We start from the raw sequence: 15,221 nt of genomic DNA, 5'->3' as shown, positions 1-15,221 counted from the left end.
TGACGCCGATGTAGAGGTAAGGGCGCCGCCGCCGAGGATCATTCGATACGCCGTCCGGACGGGCCGTGCGGTACCGGTCCATAGGGGGTCTAAGCCTCGTCGAATTCCGCGAGCGCTTCCTGGATGGCTTCCTCAAGCATTGTGATCTCGTCGTCGGTCAATGCGGGAAACTGCTCGCGTTTCTTTTTCGAAAGCTTTCCGGCGTTCTGCATGCAGAGGCGGACAAACAACGACGCGCGTCTGTTCGGCATGTCGATCTGGTTCGTAACCGCGGTGTACGCCCGGTCGAATTTCTCGACGAACTCAACTTCCTCCTTGAGGTCCGTGGCAATGGTCTCCGCAAGCTTTCTCGTAGAGGTATTCGACGAAACGGGTCGCGTCGAAGTACCGGTAGAGGTGCGCGGTCTCGTTCAGGACCTCGACTTCGTTCTTCGGCGTCATCTTGTATTTGACGTGCGCGAGAAGCGGGTTCGAGTAGCTTTCGAGAGCCGTGTCGTACTCCCTGATGTTGCGCAGGATCGCCGCCGAGACCGGAAAGATAATGCCTTGGGGCGTGTACTGCTGGGACGACAGCACGTGATGGATGAGGAAACGGTGGATGCGGCCGTTTCCGTCCTCGAACGGATGGATGAAGACAAACGTGAAGGCGATCAGCGCCGCTGCGGTGACGGGCTCGGCGTCCTGCTTGAGGCGCGCGGTCATCTTCATCCAGTCTGACATCAGAGGCTTCACTTCCTCTGGTTTCGGGCAGACGAAATGCACCTTCTCCCGATGCGAGCCGAGAGTTTCGCCCACGAAGTTCTGGAAATCGCGGACGTCCGAGGCGGCGTATCTCGGGTCGACGATCTCGTTTTGGAGCGCGATGAGACCCTTCTCGTTCGTCGCGTCGAACTTCTCGCCCTGTTCGAGGGCGGCGATGAAGCGCCGTGCCTTCTCCGGCGTCGGCCGTTCGTGTTCGATCTCGAAGGAAGATTTCGTTTCCTTCGTATACAGGTACTGCACGGCCCGCATCAGTGTCTTGGCGGGCACCTTCTCCGTGTACGCCTTCGCAACTTCGTCGAGCTTCTCCGCTATGTGCTGCTGGATCTTCGCCGTCCGCCGGACGGTGAGGTAGAAGCCAGGTACTCCGAGGAGATTGTCCGTCACCTTGTGCCTGCGGGACCGCACGCGTTCGCGACGACGTGCCGTTCGGGATCCAGTGCGTCGACGTACGTCACTGCGCCGGCGTCTTCGATGTCGAGCGTGTCGCCGGTCAGCGTCTCATAGAGAAACCATGTCCGCCGCGAGACGGCGCCGGTCGGCTCGGACTTGATCCATGTCTCGATGTCCTGTTTCGGCATCACCTTGAAGGCGGCTGCCAGGACGCCCATGTCCAGCGGTTCGTGACGTAGCGCGAACTTGAGATGTTCGATCGCGGTGTCTTGCGGGACGTACCGGGGAGGAAACTGTTCGATCAGTGCGTCCTGTCCCTCAATGGTTCGACGGTTGCCGCGGACGGCCGTCGAGCGCACGTGCGGCTTCGGTACGTCGAGTTCCAGCATCTCATGGAGGCGGAGTTGGCCTAGGCTCTGGTCCTGCAAATGGAACTCCTCGTTCAAAATCGGCGCTCGGGCGGAAAATCGTTCAGCAGGATGGCGAAACGTTCAGGATACGGCAAGTTCGCGGTAGATCGTTCAGGTCCCGGAAAATCGTTCAAAAATAGGGCTGGCTGCGGAAAATCGTTCAACCAGCCTTTTGGCCGGCCGAAAAACCCCTTCAGATGCGGAAAAACGTTCAGTCGTACGGCGAAACGTTCAAAAGCGGGGCCATGCGCGGAAAATCGTTCAACGAAGCCCCGGCCGGCCGAAAAATCCCCTCGAACGCCGAAAAACGTTCAGCCGCACGGTGAAACGCTCAAAAACAGGTGATTCGCGGAAAAACCTTCAAAAGTCCACATTTGGACCCTTCGGAGCGCATCTGCTCGGCCCGCAGTAACCCACCGGCATCTTAGCTTCGGTGCCGCGACGATCAGCCCGACCGTGGTGATCTAGACGACCCTCCCTGCGCTGGTTGCAGGTCTCGCCGCACGCGACGACCGTGCCGCCGCCTGGATGGGCACGCGACGGGACAATCTCGACGTGCAGCACATCGCCAGGCCGGGTGGGACGCGGCATTCGAGCTCGACACTGCGTCCAATCAGACCTCCGGCTATGGGCAGGCCGCCATCGACGAGAAACCGCAGTGCGAGAGCGGTGTGCCAGCCGCTGGCGGCAAGCCGGCATCATGCCTTCGCCGCCGACGGGAGGGCCGTCGAAGGGGCTCCGGAGAGCGCGCTGCAGCCGATGAACAGGCTCAGGAGGCCAGCCACGAAGCGCAGCATGCCGGACGTCAGGAAAGTCGGCGCGTAGGTGTCTTCGACGGTCCGCGTGAGACCGGTGCCGTACGCGGCGACGGCGGCGCCGACCTGATGCGCGACGATCCGCAGCGCGCCGAACGCGGTGGCGACCGAACCGGTCGGGGCTGGTCGTGGCCGGCTGGACCGGATCCGCGGTCGCGGTCTTCCCGTAGGCCGCCAGACCGACGTCGGCGGGGCGGTCGCGCATCAGCCACAAGATCAGCGACACCAGCAGCAGCAGGTCACCGATATCGCGCTGAGCGCCATGGTCGGAGCAGAAATTTTGGGCAATTGAAAGACGGTGAAGTCCGGTGAAGGCAGCCTTGCTGAATGAGGCGTGTTGTTGAGAACTGTCCTTGTGGACAGTGATAGGCGCAGTGCCTAAGTCGAACGGCTTGAGGTGGTGGACACGGGCCGGCGGCGGCGCTGGTCCGAAGACGAGAAGCTCAAGATCGTCCTGGAGAGCTTACAGGCGCCGCGCCAAGTCGCGGCAACAGCGCGGCGGTATGGCATTTCGCGCTCATTACTGCTGCTATGGCGACGGTCGTTTCGGCCTGAGCCGAAGGATGCCGTCCAAACGTATCTGCGGGAACGCTGCATTACGGTTTTACACGGAACCGGAAATCTCCGCTTCCATCCCCGCTGCTTCTACCGCCCAGACGAGCATTCGCCGGCCGAGACTTGGCCGGCGATGATGGCCGCGGTCACGGGTCTTTCCGGCGCCATCACCGGCGTGCATCGCACCTGGCTTGTGCGGGACGGCTTCGATAATCCCCGAGCCCGTGTCATTCTTTGCGCAGCAAGGTCAAAATATTCGCCCGGACAGCCGACACTGGTCGATGCGTGCCGTTCAGGCGGCCCTTCTCGTAATGCGCGAGCCAGACCTTAGCGACGCCATCGATACCGCGCGCAGTGCATGCCGGCATTCATGTAGCGGCTTGAGCTTCCGGCTGCAGGAGCCAAGCTCGAGATTTTTGCCGCTTGCTCGGAAAAGCGCCTCTGTGCAAGACAGTGGTTCCGGAAGCCCAGGAGAGGAACAGCACCTTGACAGCCACTCTTGACGGCGAAATTCGCGGCGGACGCCATCACATGCAGGTCCGGGTCTATTTTGAAGATACAGATTCCGGCCAGATTGTTTATCACGCAAATTTTTTGCGGTTCATGGAGCGCGGCAGAACGAATTACTTGCGCCTGCTCGGAACCAATCAGCAAGCGCTGCTCGAAGAAGCTCGGAACGACGCGCCCGGCTTTGCCTTCGTCGTCCGTTCGATGACAATCGATTTTCTAAAGCCGGCGGTCTTGGACGACGTCCTTGACGTCGTCACGCTCCCACAAGAGGTGAGGGGCGCGTCAATTGACTTGCTACAGGAGTGCAGGCGCGGAAGCGATCTCCTAGTTATGGCGCGTGTGCGTGTGGCGTTTGTCGCACGCGGAAGAGCGCAGCGCATTCCCAAGACGCTGCGGCTTGCTATGGAAGCGCATAGATAAAATCTGCTCCTCGTTCACGCCTTGATCGTCCATCGACCCAATGAAAGCAATCCACTAGGATTCTGTTGCGACATCGTCAAACCATTGTTCAAGCAAGGCGGTGTAGATTGATCGCGGTGCCGCCTTTGAGGGCAAAATCTCATTCCGCCGCAACGAATGGCAAGGTCTCGATCAGCAGCGCGACCTGATGCCGATAGCGTTCAGGCAGGGGCACTGAGATCCTCCGGCACGGTGATCAAATGTTTCGGATCGAGCCTTCCGTCTTTCACCAGCATGCGCTTTCCCTTCCCCAGATCGACCTGGTCGCGGTCTACCTGCTTCAGCCATGAATGGTTGTGGCGGTCAGCGAACCAGAAGAACAACCTTTGGACTTTCACGCTTCGGCAATCGTCTAGCAGTTTTTGCAGCTTGCGGGGACTGAGGTTGCGCAAGCCCTCAACAAAGCATGTCAGCCTGGTGGAAGCTCTCGCTATTCGGCAGCTCGTCGAGCAATTCAAGCAGCGCGCGCTCGGGCGATGAGACGATCAGCGGCCATTCGCCCTCGCCCGATATCTGCTTGAATGGGCCTGCCTGGAATTCGTCTGCGGCTGCGCCGGTATTGTTCTGGACATTCCAGGCGAAGTTCTTGAGCCCCTTCGTCACCCGATCGGCCTTGAAGAGCGTTGTGCTCTTGCGGAATGTGAAGCGCTCTTTGAGCGGAAGCTTGAAGAGCCATCGGGGCGGGGCATCGGAGCCGTACAGATAAACGATGGTCGGCCCTTCAGCCCGGAGGTAGTGCGAAAAGCCCTGAAGTTCGAGCGCGGTTCGCCCTCCGACGATCAGGGGGCGCTCAAGCAGCGTCTGAAGCGATATGACGGCCTTCTGCCATGTCAGCTTATAGATTTGCAAATTTGCTAAGCGTGACTATGCAGAAAACTCATAATCAAAATCTAGCTCGTCGGGCCACCGCCAATCACATTTCGATCTCCAATGCGCAGCCATGGGTGAAGCGAAGCGGAAAAGGGAAGCCGTCTTAAACGGGCCGCGTCCATGCGGCTCGCTTGCTATGCAAGGACATAGATAAATCTGCTCCTCATTCACACCTAGTCGTCCAGCGACCCAATGCAAGCAACCCGTTCGACTTCTGTTGCGACATCGACATCCAGGCTCTACCTCTGGGGCTGCGACTTCACATCAACTTCGATGGCGCGGCTTGAACTTGTATGACGCCAACTTTGCGTCTCGGGCACCGCATCCACCGGAACGGATCGTTAGCCAGGCAAAACCGCTTTCACATGGCCGGATCTGCTCAAGGCTTCCGCGTCAGTCTCTGCACCGGTGGAGGCCGACGGTTAGGAAGCGATCGAGCATAGCATTGACCTGATCTGCAACCTCGATCGTGTTGTAATGTCCGGCGAGCATCGTCTTCGCTATGACGAGCTGTGGACAGATCTCCTGGAGCCGATCGAGATCGCGCGCCATGTTCACCAGCGGAACATCGGCCGAAATATAAGCCATGGGAATCCAGCAGGCCTCTGCAGCCGGGACCGGATCATGGTTCAGGATAGCGTTCCGCATCATTGAATGAGCCACATGCTGTGGCGTTCTCTCGCAAGACGGAAGTACATAGGTTTCGTAGATCATCTTTCGTCGGGCCGGATCTTCGAAATCGCAGCCAAGTTCCCATGCGTTCGCCCTTAAGACCACCAGATAGTCGGGCCCGCCGATACCTTCCAGAAGCGCTCGAACTCCGGGAGATTCGCGCAAGATCGGGGGCGGCATGATGATCGTATCGATCATCACCATGCCCGAGGCCAGATCCGGATAGCGGCCGCACAGTTCGAGCGCGATCCGGCCTCCCATGCTGTGGCCAATCACAACCGGCTTGTGCAGTTCCAGTTGAGCGCATTGCCAGGCGATGTCGTCCGCAAATCCTGCCATGGTATAGTCTTGCTGGGGTGCATCGCTGGAGCCGTGACCGCGAAGATTGACGGCCACGACGCGACGGCTTTGAGAGAAGTGGGCGATCTGGGGCGTGAAGATGCCGTGGTCACCTGTCCAGCCATTGACAAGGAGCAGCGGAGGGACTTGCGCCGCTACAGGTCCGGCCTCAACATGTGCCAAACGTACACCGTCGCGGCTCAACAGAACGGGCCTCAACTTGTGATAAGAGATCACGGTCACTTTCCTCCTGAGCTGGGCTTGCCTTCAATGGACTTCGGCTCAGTCTTCGGCCGGAAGAACGATGCCCACGCAAGCGGCACCCGACAACAAGCAGAAAGCAAACATCACTACCGCCCTCGAAAATACGGAATGCCTGTCGATTGCGCTGGACGAGGCGGCGCCGATCATTTGCACGAAAGTTCTTGCGGCACTGATGGACCCCATGATTTCCGGTATCGGCCGCAGTGCCTCCTTCGTGGATCGGGTTGCGGCCGACGCGATCCGATATCGGCCAATAGGGCTAAGGGGGCGCTCCCAAGCTCATGAGATAAACGCTCGCCGCCAAACCAAGTTCGGCCGAGGTCGTCTCCCGTCGCCGAAAGGCTTGGGAGGGGCGCGTCAATGCCAAACGTCGGAAACGAAGCCATAAGACCAAGTAACAAGGTGAAGGCAAATGAATCGGGATAAATGCGCAAGGCATCCTTCTCTTTGATCGGCGATTGCGCCAGCCGGCGCGTGGAGATGTTTCCACCAGCAAGAGGGAATTCATCGAGCAGTAGCCGTTTCGTTGATCGTTTGACCGGTCCGCAATGGACCCAAATTCATGAGCGGCTACGTCGCTGACGTCCGACAGCGGCGAGAAGCTCCATCTCGTTGACAAAGCCAGATGTATCGATATCGGCTTTAATAGCCTCGCCAAGCTTCCGGGCCGCAACTTTGAATTGCGGTTCCGTGATCAGCCAGTTTATGGCTGCCGCAATATCCGGTTCAGAAGCCGTCGGCCCCAATCGAAGTCCCACCCCCTTCGCCTCGACCCGCGCAGCGTTGGCCAACTGGTCTCGCGCCATTGGCAGAATGAGTTGCGGCAAAGCGTTGATCAGTGAACGGGTGACGGTGCCGTGGCCGCCTTGTGATATGACCATGGAAACGTCCCTCATGATGGAGTCATGGGGAGCACCGCGCACCAAATGCACGTTCTGCGGAGCTCGAAAGTCGGCCAGGTCCAGACTCGGACCTGTTGTAAACACAGCGTCGATGTCAACCGTTCCGACGGCGCCGATGACGCGCTGGAACAGATCGCGCTGGTTCTGCGCACCCGTGCTACAGGCGATCAGCGCGCGAGAACGATTACGCTGAGCGGGCCATGGAGCCTGCCACGACTTGGACCAATTCGGCACATCGAGCAACGGTCCAATATAGCGGAAGTTGTCCGGAAGAGAGGTGGCTTCGAAGTCAAAGGCCCGACTGGTCGCGAGCAGAACTCGGTCGGCCCGGTCGAACAGATCCATAACGTCAGGAAGAACGGGAAGTCCGCAATCAACGCGGGCCCGATTGAGGATAGGAAGAGACGCATTCATCGCGCCATGGAGAGCGGCACAGGCTGCTGCCACCTCGGCGAGCTCCTCTGGCGTTTTCGGCTGGCCCAATCCGGACGTAGCCGGCGGCATTCCCGGCAGGATCCGAAGGCTGACGTGAGGCGAAAGGAACGCGAAAGGTACGCCGGACGCTTCCGCCCCAAGTGCCGCTCCGAACAGAAAATCGAGGCTAAGGACGGCATCCGCTGGGAAGCGGCCAATTTCCTCCCAAATATCTGTCGCGTAAGCAGAGCAAGGCTCAAAGACGACCCTGCGCATCCGATCTCGCAGGTTCGAGACATCTGTTGGATCCGCAGCCTCGCCGATTGGGGCGCTTCGCCATGACACGAACTCGAAATCGGCGGCGTCGACTTCTGCACGCATGGCGGGGTCCGCAATGACTCGAACATGGTGACCATGTCCGCGCAACCGCCGGGCCGCGGTGAGCAGGGGACTGAGGTTTCCCAACGTGCCCCACGAGGCGAGGAGAAAACGGTAAGACATTACAGAAGTTCAACTCCTTCGCTTCAAAGAAGGCGACGCTATCGTCACTTGCTAAGATCGGCTGCGCGCGTGCGCGGACCTAAGAGGGCCGCAACGTGCCACGCGGCCACCGAGTGCTGCGCACACCTCACCCACATACGTGGTGACCCCGGGTTACGGGCGGCAGGCCGCCCCAAGCGCTTCCACGGACTGATTTAGCGCCACGGCGCACCACTACGAGCCCTCTTGGCCTTGTGAGATCTTCGATCTGCCTTGACTCCGATCTGTTTCGGCCTGCCATCAAGCGAAGTGACGCGGGCTCTCGAAAAGCACGCTGACCGAAAGCGTCACGAGAATCCCCTCGCTTCATGCGTTCGAAGACATGTATCTCTCAATGGCTCACTTGGCGTGGCAGTCAAATGTGAGTTGCCAATGAGCAATCGACGCGCCTGCGGCGGGGTGACTTTTGTCAACATTTTTCAAGCCTACAACGTAACGCAACGTGAGATTCAAGCTGTTTTTGTTGACTCGCAGGACCTCATTCGATTTCTGCCGCGAGCAAGGTGCATGCTCCCGAAGTGCGATAGGAGGAATCTTCCTGTGACAGGCTCTCTTGAAGGCGAAATTCGCGACGGTCGTCATCAAATGCGCGTCCGCGTTTATTTCGAAGACACTGACTCCGGCCAAATTGTTTATCACGCCAGTTTTTTGCGCTTCATGGAACGCGGCAGAACAAATTACTTGCGTCTGCTCGGAATGAATCAGCAGGAGCTCCTGAAAGAAGCGCGGAGAGATGTGCCAGGCTTTGCCTTCGTTGTCCGTTCAATGAGTATCGACTTTCAAAAGCCGGCAATCTTGGATGACCTGATTGAGGTTATCACCGTTCCAGAAGACGTGAGGGGCGCCTCGATTATCCTGCTGCAGGAATGCAGGCGTGGAGACGATCTTTTAGTCACGGCCCGCGTGCGCGTCGCCTTTATCTCAGGCGGAAAGGCGCAACGTATCCCGAAGGCGCTGCGGCTCGCCATGGAAGGGGCGTAGAAAAATCTACGCTTGTTCACGCTGTCGTCCTCCAGCGCCCCAACGGAATCAAGCAGTTAGTATCCTGTTGCGATATAGTCAAACCGGAGTTCTCAGGCATCGTCTATCACGCCAATTACCTGCGCTACATGGAACGCGGGCGCACCAATCATCTGCGGCTGATGGGCGCCGAGCAGCAGGCGCTGTTCGAGCAGCCCGAGACCGAAGGCGCAGGCTTTGCCTTCGTCGTCCGCTCGATGCATCTGGATTTCCTCAAGCCCGCGCGGATGGACGACGTGCTCGACATCGTGACCTGGCCGGTCGCGGTGAAGGGCGCCTCCATCATGCTGGCGCAGGAGGTGCGGCGCGGTGAGGACGTGCTGGTCAAGGCCGAGGTGCGCGTCGCCTTCATCAGCGGCGGCCGGGCGCAACCGATCCCGAAATCGATCCGCAGACTGATGAAGGCCGATCTGATTTCGTGATCGCCCGATAGGCAAAGGCCTATCGACTCCGGCACGTGCGGCGATAGATTGCCGCTCCTGCTAACCGATGAGGCCATCATGTCGCGCCCGCCGTTTCCGCCCTTCACCCGCGAGACCGCCGCGCAGAAGGCGCGCATGGCCGAGGACGCCTGGAATTCGCGCGATCCGGTGCGTGTCTCGCTCGCCTACACCGAGGACAGCCGCTGGCGCAATCGTGCGGAAGTGTTTCAGGGCCGAGAAGCCATCGTCGCGTTCCTCACCCGCAAATGGGAGAAGGAGCATGACTACCGCCTGATCAAGGACCTCTGGGCCTTCGACGAGAACCGCATCGCGGTGCGCTTCCAGTACGAATGGCGCGACGCGGCCGGCCAGTGGTATCGCTCCTACGGCAACGAGCAGTGGGAGTTCGACGAGCACGGCCTGATGCGGCGGCGCGAGGCCTCGATCAACGACATCGCGATTGCGGAAAAAGATCGCCGGTTTCACTGGCCCGCGCCGGGGCTGCGGCCGGCCGACGTGCCGGGGCTGGGAACCGATCCGTTCTGAGGTGCTTCCTCTCCCCGTTCTTACGGAGAGAGATGAAGTCACCGCCGCCCCAAAAACCTCGTAATCGCCCCACCGAGCTTGGCGTGGTCCATCGGCTGCGCCAGCGACGCCCTTGCCGTCGCGACGACATCCTCCGGCGCCTTGCCGTCGCGCAGCTCGCAGCACACTTGCGCAAACTCCACGTCGAACTCGGGGTGCGGCTGCACCGTCAGCGTCGCGCCGTTGGCGTAGAGCAGGCCGGCATGCGGCGTGAATTCGGAGGACAGGATTGTCAGTGCATCGTTCGGCGGCTCGATCACCTGGTCCTGATGCGAGCAGGCGATCGCGACCGCTTCGCCGTCGACGACGCCGTTCTCCGGCAGCACCTGATAGACGTGCCGGCCAATGCCCCAGCCCTTGTCCGATTTGCGGACGCTGCCGCCCAGCGCCTGCGCGATCAGCTGATGGCCGAAGCAGACGCCGACCATCGGCGTCTTGTTGGCATAGGCGGTGCGCACGAAATCTTCCAGCGGCGCGATCCAGTCGAGCCCGTCATAGACGCCGGCAGCCGCGCCAGTGATCAGCACAGCCTCGAGCTTGCCCGGATCGGGCAGCGCATCGCCATTGGGGATGCTGACCACGTCGACCGTGGCCGACGGGTCCTCGGCACGAACCATGCGCTCGAACATGTCCGGAAACGAGCCGTGCTGCTCGCGATACTTTTGCGGAACCAGTCCGGTCTCGATGATGGTGATGCGTGCCATGTGCCCCTCAGGTCAAAGCTTGCGAAGCTCAGTCGCTTCCTGCCCCATGTTGCTGGTGTGGCGCTGTGCGCTCCAACAGCGCGCTCTCCTTGCGGATCTCGCCGAGAAAGGCCTTGGCCAGACGCGACAGTGGCTCCGCTTCCGACCATAGCATGTAGGCGACCGCGCGCGTCGTCGGCGTGAACGGCCGAACAACGAGACCCTGGCCGCCGTTCTGGCGTGGCGAGAAGGGATCGACCACGGCGGCGCCGACGCCGGCGGCTGCGAGCACGCAGGCCGTGTTGCAATAGCGCACCTCGACCGTCGGCTGGAACGGCGCGCCGGCGCGGGCAAAGCTGTCGCGCACGGCCTCTCCAAGCCGGGTGCCGCGCTCAAGCCCGATGAAGGGGAGGCCGGACAGATCCGCGGCCGAGATCACCGGCCTGTCGGCGAGCGGGTGCTGCGGCGGCAGCACGCAGACCATTTCGCCGGTGTGCACCACCTCGTGCGCGATGCCGGGATGATGCGTCAGCCCGAGCGCGAAGCCGAGCTCGGCGACGCGGCTGAGCACGCCCTCGATGATGCCCTCATAGCGCCGGACGTCGAAGAACACGCGCGTCTCCGGACGGCGGCGCAGGAAGCTTGATAGCGCGGAGGGAATGATGCTGTAGGCGAGCGGAGGCGTTGCCACGATGGCAAGATGCCCGGCGCGGTTCTCGCGCAGATCGCGCACGCGGTTTTCGAGCTTGGCGTGAAGCGCGAAGATCGCTTCGCTCTCCTTGTAGAGCGCCATCGCCTCCGCGGTTGGAAACAGCCGGTTGTTGACGCGCTCGAACAGCGCAAAGCCCGCCTGCGCCTCCATCGTCTTCAGCGCGTTGCTGACCGCGGGCTGCGACAGTGCCAGCTCATCCGCCGCCGCCACCGTGGTGCGATGGCGGATGACGGCACGCAGGATCTCAAGCTGGCGCAGGTTCATATCACTGCCAATTATACTCAGGGCCAAAACATCATAGCACGATGAATTGCTTTTGCAGCCCTCCTTGCGCCTAATGGTCGCGGATTTGCATGCTGGATCAAAGGGTTCATTCGCCCATCGAGGCAGCATTGCGCACAGATTGGAGGCAGTCTTGGTTCGTGTCCTTCGCGCCGCCGCCGCCCAGATGGGGCCGACGCAAAGAGCCGATACGCGTGAGCATACGCTATCGCGGATGCTCGCCATGCTGGAGGAAGCAGCGAACCGCGGCGCCAGCCTCGTGGTGTTTCCCGAACTCGCCTTCACCACCTTCTTTCCGCGTTGGTTGCTCGAAGGTGAAGCGCTCGACGGATATTTCGAGCACGGCATGCCGAACCCCGCCGTGGCAAAGCTGTTCGATCGCGCACGTGCGCTGCGCGTCGGCTTCTATGTCGGCTATGCCGAGCAGACAGCAGACGGGCGCCGTTACAATTGCGCCATCCTGGTCGATCGCGACGGCGAGATTCTCGGCCGCTATCGCAAGGTGCATCTGCCTGGTACGGTCGAGCCGCGCGAGGGCGCGCGCTACCAGCAGCTCGAGAAGCGCTATTTCGAATATGGCGATCTCGGCTTTCCCGCGTTCCGTGCCGGCTCGGCCTGGGCGCATGCAATCATGGGCATGATGATCTGCAACGATCGCCGCTGGCCGGAATCCTGGCGCGTGCTCGGCCTGCAAGGCGTCGAGCTCGTCTGCATCGGCTACAATTCGGCGGCTTATGATCCCAATGGTGGCACCACCGAAGACGCTTCCTTGCGCACCTTCCACTCGACGCTGGTGACGCAGGCCAACGCTTACATGAACGCGACCTGGGCGATCTCGGTCGCCAAGGCCGGCGACGAGGACGGCTCCGGCCTGATCGGCGGCTCCTGCATCGTGGATCCCAATGGCCGCATCGTCGCGCAGGCCGCGACCCTGATCGACGAGGTGATCGTCGCCGACATCGATCTCGACCTCTGCCGACAGGGCAAGGACAAGATGTTCAATTTCGCCGCCCATCGGCGGCCCGAGCAATACAGGGTGATCACCGAGCGCGCCGGCGTCGTCGAGCCGGCCGTGCTCGACGCGGACTGACGGTTTGGCTCGGCGCTGGCGATGGATCGGTAAAGCAAAAGGTTGGCAAAGGAGCTGACATGACACGCCTCTCGCATTTCCTTGGGCTTGCAGCCCTGGCTGCCGTGACCTCAGTGCAGGCCGCCGAGCTTCCGGCCGAGATCAAGCAGGCGGGCACGTTGAAGCTCACGGTCAATTCCACCTACGCGCCGATGGAATATCGCGATCCCGCCAGCAATGAGCTGGTGGGACTCGACATCGATCTCGCCAACGAGCTCGCCAAGCGACTCGGCGGCCTCAAGATCGTCTGGAGCGAGACGCCGTTTGCCGAACTGATCCCCTCCTTGCAGACCAAGCGCGCGGATTTCATTATCTCCGGCATCTCCGATCGTGCCTCGCGGCGCGAGAGTGCCGATTTCGTCGATTACCTCACGACTGGCCCTCAGTTCTTCGTGATGGCCGAGAGCGAAGCGAAGGCCGCCACCGATCTCTGCGGCAAGAAGGTCGGCACCACCCGTAGCACCAGCTTCCCCGTCGAGATCGAGAAGTGGAGCAAGCAGAATTGTGAGGCGGGCGGCAAGCCGGAGATCCAATATGTGCCTGGCGAGAACTCGATCGATGTCCGCAACCAGCTCAAGCAGGGCCGCATCGACGCCGCCGTGCAGGGCAGCGAGACGCTGCCTTATGCGCAGACGCAGGAGCCGGGCAAATACCGCATCGTCGGCGAGTCCTTTGTGAAAGGCTATCAGGGCATCATGTTCCGCAAGGACGATGCCGCGCTCCGTGAAGTCGTGACGGAGAAGCTCACGGCGATGATCGGCGATGGGTCCTACAAGGCGGTTCTCGACAAATGGGGCCTGGGTGCGAATGCGGTGACCCGGCCGATGCTGAACGCGGCGCCGCAATGAAGCCCGCGCCGGCGCTCGCCGAAGGATTTCCCGATCTGTCGGGGATGCGGATCGCGCGCGAGCCGCACTGGTTTCGCTGGCTCAGCGCGGCCCTGATCGTCCTGGTGCTGGCGGCAATCGCGCGCGCCTTCGCCAATGGCCAGATCGAATGGTCCTATGTCAGCCGCTTCATCACCGCAAAGGCGATCCTCGAAGGCATCGTCAACACCATGGTGATGGCGGTGCTGGCGATGGCGCTCGGCATCTTTCTCGGCATCGTCGTCGCGATCATGCGGCTGTCGCCCAATCCGGTGCTGAAGACGGTCGCGGCCGGCTACACCTGGCTGTTCCGCGGCACGCCGCTGATCCTGCAATTGCTATTGTGGTTCAACCTTGCACTGGTGTTTCCGACCATCGGCATTCCGGGCCTGTGGAGTGCGCGCGCCGTCGATGTCATGACGCCCTTCCTTGCGGCGCTGCTCGGGCTCGGCATCAACCAGGGCGCCTACACGTCCGAAGTGATGCGCGCCGGCATGCTGTCGGTCGATATCGGGCAATATGAGGCGGCGCAGGCGATCGGCATGGGACGGCTGCGCGCGCTGCGCCGGATCATCTTGCCGCAGGCGATGCGCGTGGTGATCCCGCCGCTCGGCAACGAGTTCATCGGCATGGTGAAGGCGACCTCGCTTGCGAGCGTGATCCAATATCCGGAAGTGCTGCACAACGCCGAGAACATCTACTACGCCAATTCCCGCGTGATCGAGCTGCTGATCGTTGCCGGACTCTGGTACCTGCTCGTCGTCTCGATTCTGACGCCGCTCCAGATGCTGCTCGAACGCCGTTTTGCACGCGGCACCCTGCGGTTGGCGCGATGACAAAGCCCCTCGTCGCGATCCGCTCCATAGCCAAGAGTTTTGGAGAGTTCCAGGCTCTCAAAAACGTCTCGCTCGACGTCTGGCCCGGCGAGGTGATGTGTCTGATCGGCGCCTCCGGTTCAGGCAAGACCACGCTGCTCCGTTGCATCAACCAGCTCGCCGTCATCGACAGCGGCGGCATCTGGCTCGATGGCGAGCTGCTCGGCGTGCGCGAGCAAGGTGGGCGACTGCATCGCCTCACCGAGCGCGAGATCGGGCGGCAGCGGCTGAAGACCGGCATGGTGTTCCAGCGCTTCAACCTGTTTCCGCACAAGACCGCGCTGGAGAACATCATTGAAGGCCCGCTTCAGGTGCAGGGCCGCAAGGCCGACGAGGTGCACGCCGAGGCGCTCGAGCTGCTCCGGCGCGTCGGCTTGTCGACCAAGGCCAATTCGTATCCCGCGCAGCTCTCCGGCGGTCAACAGCAGCGCGTCGCGATTGCCCGCGCGCTCGCAATGAAGCCGATGCTTATGCTGTTCGACGAGCCGACCAGCGCGCTCGATCCTGAGCTCGTTGGCGAGGTGCTTGCGGTGATGAAGGAGCTGGCGAAGAGCGGCATGACCATGATGGTGGTGACGCACGAGCTCGGCTTCGCCCGCGAGGTCGCCGACCGCGTCGTCTACATGGATCAGGGCGCGATCGTCGAGCAGGGGCGCGCCTCCGACGTGCTGGGCGCGCCGCGCGAGGAGCGGACCAAGGCATTTCTTTCGGCAGTGATCTGAGCACTAATGGAAACTGGGGGCGT

General features: G+C 61.4%; 16 protein-coding genes and 2 pseudogenes. 10 read left to right on the top strand and 8 right to left on the bottom strand.

The features are described from left to right. Positions 1–89 precede the first annotated feature (89 nt). Genes JJC00_RS32220 through JJC00_RS32210 form a run of 3 tightly spaced genes read right to left on the bottom strand, consistent with a single transcriptional unit; the run spans position 90 to position 1,598 of the window. Positions 90–251, bottom strand: a complete 162-nt coding sequence (locus JJC00_RS32220) for a hypothetical protein (protein WP_200469808.1) — start codon at positions 249–251, stop codon at positions 90–92. 52 nt (positions 252–303) lie between these two features. After that, positions 304–1,146, bottom strand: a complete 843-nt coding sequence (locus tag JJC00_RS32215) for a Fic family protein (RefSeq protein WP_200469807.1) — start codon at positions 1,144–1,146, stop codon at positions 304–306. Beyond that, positions 1,143–1,598 (bottom strand): hypothetical protein, encoded by a 456-nt coding sequence (locus JJC00_RS32210; protein ID WP_200469806.1) that lies wholly within the window; start codon positions 1,596–1,598, stop codon positions 1,143–1,145. Before JJC00_RS32210 ends, JJC00_RS32215 begins: the two co-directional genes overlap by 4 nt. Before the next feature lie 1,227 nt (positions 1,599–2,825). Between JJC00_RS32210 and JJC00_RS39040 the strand changes: the two are divergent. Both JJC00_RS39040 and ybgC read left to right on the top strand, forming a co-directional pair. Continuing rightward, positions 2,826–3,143: pseudogene (locus JJC00_RS39040) on the top strand (DUF7146 domain-containing protein); the annotation flags it as partial. 275 nt (positions 3,144–3,418) lie between these two features. After that, positions 3,419–3,862 carry a tol-pal system-associated acyl-CoA thioesterase gene (gene ybgC, locus JJC00_RS32195; protein WP_200469804.1) on the top strand — a complete coding sequence of 148 codons (444 nt, stop codon included), beginning with the start codon at positions 3,419–3,421 and terminating at the stop codon, positions 3,860–3,862. Between the two features lie 200 nt (positions 3,863–4,062). Here the strand turns inward: ybgC and JJC00_RS32190 are convergent. Then, a pseudogene (locus tag JJC00_RS32190) lies at positions 4,063–4,735 on the bottom strand (type IV toxin-antitoxin system AbiEi family antitoxin domain-containing protein); the annotation flags it as partial. Positions 4,736–5,164: 429 nt separating this feature from the next. After that, the gene (locus JJC00_RS32185; RefSeq protein ID WP_246773989.1) at positions 5,165–6,019 is read right to left on the bottom strand and encodes an alpha/beta fold hydrolase; all 855 of its coding nucleotides are present in this window, start codon (positions 6,017–6,019) and stop codon (positions 5,165–5,167) included. 67 nt (positions 6,020–6,086) lie between these two features. Here JJC00_RS32185 and JJC00_RS32180 point away from each other — a divergent pair, with 67 nt between their 5' ends. Further along, positions 6,087–6,434: a hypothetical protein gene (locus tag JJC00_RS32180; protein ID WP_200469803.1), complete on the top strand. Its 348-nt coding sequence runs from the start codon at positions 6,087–6,089 to the stop codon at positions 6,432–6,434. Positions 6,435–6,606: 172 nt separating this feature from the next. Here JJC00_RS32180 and JJC00_RS32175 read toward each other — a convergent pair whose 3' ends face one another. Beyond that, positions 6,607–7,743, bottom strand: a complete 1,137-nt coding sequence (locus JJC00_RS32175; RefSeq protein WP_246773988.1) for a glycosyltransferase — start codon at positions 7,741–7,743, stop codon at positions 6,607–6,609. Between the two features lie 699 nt (positions 7,744–8,442). Here JJC00_RS32175 and JJC00_RS32170 point away from each other — a divergent pair. From JJC00_RS32170 to JJC00_RS32160, 3 genes are all read left to right on the top strand, one after another. Next, entirely contained in the window at positions 8,443–8,883 is a 441-nt protein-coding gene (locus JJC00_RS32170; RefSeq protein ID WP_200469801.1) for a YbgC/FadM family acyl-CoA thioesterase, read from the top strand. A 47-nt stretch (positions 8,884–8,930) separates the two neighbouring features. Continuing rightward, a complete protein-coding gene (locus tag JJC00_RS32165) occupies positions 8,931–9,344 on the top strand; it encodes a YbgC/FadM family acyl-CoA thioesterase (RefSeq protein ID WP_200474303.1) in 414 nt (137 codons plus the stop codon). A 78-nt stretch (positions 9,345–9,422) separates the two neighbouring features. Beyond that, positions 9,423–9,890, top strand: coding sequence for a DUF1348 family protein (locus JJC00_RS32160; protein WP_200469800.1), 468 nt, complete (start codon positions 9,423–9,425; stop codon positions 9,888–9,890). A gap of 38 nt (positions 9,891–9,928) precedes the next feature. On the opposite strand, the gene JJC00_RS32155 is transcribed toward JJC00_RS32160, so the two are convergent. Both JJC00_RS32155 and JJC00_RS32150 read right to left on the bottom strand, forming a co-directional pair. After that, entirely contained in the window at positions 9,929–10,633 is a 705-nt protein-coding gene (locus tag JJC00_RS32155; protein ID WP_200469799.1) for a type 1 glutamine amidotransferase, read from the bottom strand. 28 nt (positions 10,634–10,661) lie between these two features. After that, a complete protein-coding gene (locus JJC00_RS32150; protein WP_200469798.1) occupies positions 10,662–11,588 on the bottom strand; it encodes a LysR family transcriptional regulator in 927 nt (308 codons plus the stop codon). Between the two features lie 184 nt (positions 11,589–11,772). Between JJC00_RS32150 and JJC00_RS32145 the strand changes: the two genes are divergently transcribed. The 4 genes from JJC00_RS32145 to JJC00_RS32130 are packed head-to-tail and all read left to right on the top strand — an operon-like array spanning position 11,773 to position 15,198. Further along, complete coding sequence (locus tag JJC00_RS32145) at positions 11,773–12,696, top strand: N-carbamoyl-D-amino-acid hydrolase (RefSeq protein ID WP_246774305.1); 924 nt, start codon at positions 11,773–11,775, stop codon at positions 12,694–12,696. Positions 12,697–12,755: 59 nt separating this feature from the next. Continuing rightward, positions 12,756–13,583, top strand: coding sequence for an ABC transporter substrate-binding protein (locus JJC00_RS32140; protein ID WP_200469796.1), 828 nt, complete (start codon positions 12,756–12,758; stop codon positions 13,581–13,583). After that, a complete protein-coding gene (locus JJC00_RS32135; protein WP_200469795.1) occupies positions 13,580–14,437 on the top strand; it encodes an amino acid ABC transporter permease in 858 nt (285 codons plus the stop codon). Before JJC00_RS32140 ends, JJC00_RS32135 begins: the two co-directional genes overlap by 4 nt. Then, entirely contained in the window at positions 14,434–15,198 is a 765-nt protein-coding gene (locus JJC00_RS32130) for an amino acid ABC transporter ATP-binding protein (protein ID WP_200469794.1), read from the top strand. Before JJC00_RS32135 ends, JJC00_RS32130 begins: the two co-directional genes overlap by 4 nt. The last annotated feature ends 23 nt before the right edge of the window (positions 15,199–15,221 follow it).

This window comes from Bradyrhizobium diazoefficiens (genome assembly GCF_016616885.1).
Taxonomy (GTDB): Bacteria; Pseudomonadota; Alphaproteobacteria; order Rhizobiales; family Xanthobacteraceae; genus Bradyrhizobium; species Bradyrhizobium diazoefficiens_F.
The sequence above is the reverse complement of the archived record's forward strand: the minus strand, read 5'-3'. Positions and strand labels throughout refer to the sequence as shown.

Coding starts and splice junctions, on each gene's coding strand:
- JJC00_RS32135 (WP_200469795.1), top strand. CDS start 13,580: ATGAAGCCCGCGCCGGCGCTCGCCGAAGGATTTCCCGATCTGTCGGGG.
- JJC00_RS32180 (WP_200469803.1), top strand. CDS start 6,087: ATGCCCACGCAAGCGGCACCCGACAACAAGCAGAAAGCAAACATCACT.
- JJC00_RS32140 (WP_200469796.1), top strand. CDS start 12,756: ATGACACGCCTCTCGCATTTCCTTGGGCTTGCAGCCCTGGCTGCCGTG.
- JJC00_RS32160 (WP_200469800.1), top strand. CDS start 9,423: ATGTCGCGCCCGCCGTTTCCGCCCTTCACCCGCGAGACCGCCGCGCAG.
- JJC00_RS32220 (WP_200469808.1), bottom strand. CDS start 251: ATGCCGAACAGACGCGCGTCGTTGTTTGTCCGCCTCTGCATGCAGAAC.
- JJC00_RS32155 (WP_200469799.1), bottom strand. CDS start 10,633: ATGGCACGCATCACCATCATCGAGACCGGACTGGTTCCGCAAAAGTAT.
- JJC00_RS32130 (WP_200469794.1), top strand. CDS start 14,434: ATGACAAAGCCCCTCGTCGCGATCCGCTCCATAGCCAAGAGTTTTGGA.
- JJC00_RS32145 (WP_246774305.1), top strand. CDS start 11,773: ATGGGGCCGACGCAAAGAGCCGATACGCGTGAGCATACGCTATCGCGG.
- JJC00_RS32175 (WP_246773988.1), bottom strand. CDS start 7,743: ATGCGTGCAGAAGTCGACGCCGCCGATTTCGAGTTCGTGTCATGGCGA.
- JJC00_RS32150 (WP_200469798.1), bottom strand. CDS start 11,588: ATGAACCTGCGCCAGCTTGAGATCCTGCGTGCCGTCATCCGCCATCGC.